At 67.8% G+C, this 2,244-nt stretch carries 2 protein-coding genes; both read right to left on the bottom strand.

Features of this window, described 5'->3' with window-relative positions; genetic code table 11:
* A partial coding sequence (locus CVO76_RS01570; RefSeq protein ID WP_208740447.1) for an FUSC family protein occupies positions 1 to 760 on the bottom strand: 760 nt, incomplete at its 3' end.
* A gap of 92 nt (positions 761 to 852) precedes the next feature.
* The coding region (locus CVO76_RS01565; protein WP_208740446.1) for an amino acid permease at positions 853 to 2,244 on the bottom strand (1,392 nt) is incomplete at its 5' end.

Genomic DNA, 2,244 nt, shown 5'->3' with positions numbered 1-2,244 from the left:
CCGGGGGGTGGAACCGCCGCCGGAGATTGCCCTTCCTGCTCTCGTCCGCGAACTGCAGGGCCTCGCGGGCATTCCGTGCCGTGGCGGTGAGGTCGTCCCGCCGTTCGGGCCAGCGCGGGTCGTCCGCCGGCCAGTCCTCCTGCAGGGCCTCGCCCATCTCCTGGAGCTGACGTGCAGCCGTCCTGCGGAGCCGGCTCATCTGCCCCACCGCGTCGTTCAGGTTGAGCGGCGGCAGGATCAGCGCGCTGACGGCGACGCCCACGCCCACGCCCACGACGGTCTGCACGAAGTAGCCCAGCGAGTACCCCAGGTTCTCGTTGCCGATGACCAGGACGAACAGCCCGGCGGACGCGATCCCCGAGCCGCCGCCCGCAGTCCTCTTCAGGGGGCCGGCGAGAAGCACGCCCGCTCCGACGACGAAGGCGATCGTCAGCCAGTCGGGGTCTCCCGCCCAGACCGCGATGTGAGCCAGGACGATCCCGATCGTGAGTCCGGCGACCGTCTGCAGACCTGACTTGAGCGTTCCCGCGACCGTCGGGTACATCGCCAGCAGGGCGCCCAGCGGAGCATAGTACGGATACCGGGAGGCCTCTCCCGGGATGGCGAGCGCGAAGGTCCAGGCAAGGGCGGCCGCGAGGGCGGCCTTGCCCGCGAGGAGGAGGTGGGGATCGACCACGGCGGCGCGCAGCCGCTCCTTCAGGTCGTCGTCGAGACGGGCTGCGAGGACGCCACGGCCGCGGAGGATCCTGTTCTTGGCCATCCCAGCAGTATGACATCCCCCCTTGTGCACACCCCGGGACGACGAAGGACCGCCCCCTGCGGGACGGTCCTCACGTATCGGATGGAGCGGGACTAGCGGGCTGCAGCGGCGGAGCGCTCGGACCGCAGTGTCGCCTTGTGCTCCTCGATGCGGGCCTGCTGCAGCGGTGTCCTGCGGTTCAGGTACCAGGCAGCACCCAGCAGGATGAACCACAGCGGTGTCACGACCAGGGCCAGCCGGGTGTCCTCGGCCTGTGCCAGCGCGAAGAGCATGAACAGGAAGAAGGCCAGGACCACGTACGGTATGAAGGCCGAACCCGGCATCTTGAACGTCGAGCGCTCGTGCAGTTCGGGCCGGCGGCGCCGGAACGCCAGGTAGCTGAGCAGGATCATGGACCACACGAACATGGTCAGCACCGAGGCCACCGAGGTGACGACGGTGAAGGCGCCGATCACGGAGTCGCCCGAGTACAGCAGGATCAGGCCGGCGAGCAGGAAGATGCAGGAGAACAGCAGCGCGTTCTGCGGCACCTTGCGTGGGCTGAGCTTCCCGAAGGACGTCGGGGCGTTGCCGTCCTGCGCGAGGCCGTAGACCATGCGCGAGGTCGAGTAGATGCCCGAGTTGGCGCTGGATGCCGCCGAGGTGAGCACCACGAGGTTGACGACGACGGCGGCGACCCCGAGGCCCGCCAGGGTGAACATGCCGATGAACGGGCTGTTCGCTGCATCGATGGTCCGCCAGGGGTTGACCGCCATGATCACCGTGAGGGCTCCCACGTAGAAGAGCAGTACACGGATGGGGATGGAGTTCACGGCACGGGGCAGCGTCTTCTCGGGGTCCTTGGTCTCCGCGGCGGCGGTGCCGACCAGCTCGATACCGGCGAAGGCGAAGATGGCGATCTGGAAGCCGAGGATGAAGCCGAAGAGTCCGTGCGGGAACATGCCGCCGTCGTTCCAGATGTTCGCGAGGTCCGCGACCGAGCCGCCCGGCGAGGTGAAGCGGGTGGCGATCATGACGATGCCGGTCCCGATCAGCGCGAGGATCGCCACGACCTTGATGATCGCGAACCAGAACTCGGCCTCACCGAAGGCCTTCACGGTGGGCAGGTTCAGGAGCAGGAGCACCACGGGCGTGGCCAGTGCCGGGATCCAGAGCGGGGTACCGGGGGCGAGGATGTCGACGTAGCCGGCGATGGCGACGATGTCGGCGACACCCGTGACCACCCAGAAGAACCAGTAGGACCAGCCGGTGAAGAAACCGGCCCAGGGGCCCAGGAGGTCACCGGCGAAATCGCTGAAGGACCTGTACTCGAGGTTCGAGAGCAGGATCTCGCCCATGGCGCGCATGACGAAGAACAGCATGAAGCCGATGATCATGTACACGAAGATGACCGAGGGCCCGGCGAGGGAGATGGTCTTGCCGGAGCCCATGAAGAGGCCCGTGCCGATGGCACCACCGATGGCCAGCAGCTGGATGTGGCGGTT

The organism is Arthrobacter agilis (genome assembly GCF_002953615.1).
GTDB lineage: Bacteria > Actinomycetota > Actinomycetes > Actinomycetales > Micrococcaceae > Arthrobacter_D > Arthrobacter_D agilis_B.
The sequence above is the reverse complement of the archived record's forward strand: the minus strand, read 5'-3'. Positions and strand labels throughout refer to the sequence as shown.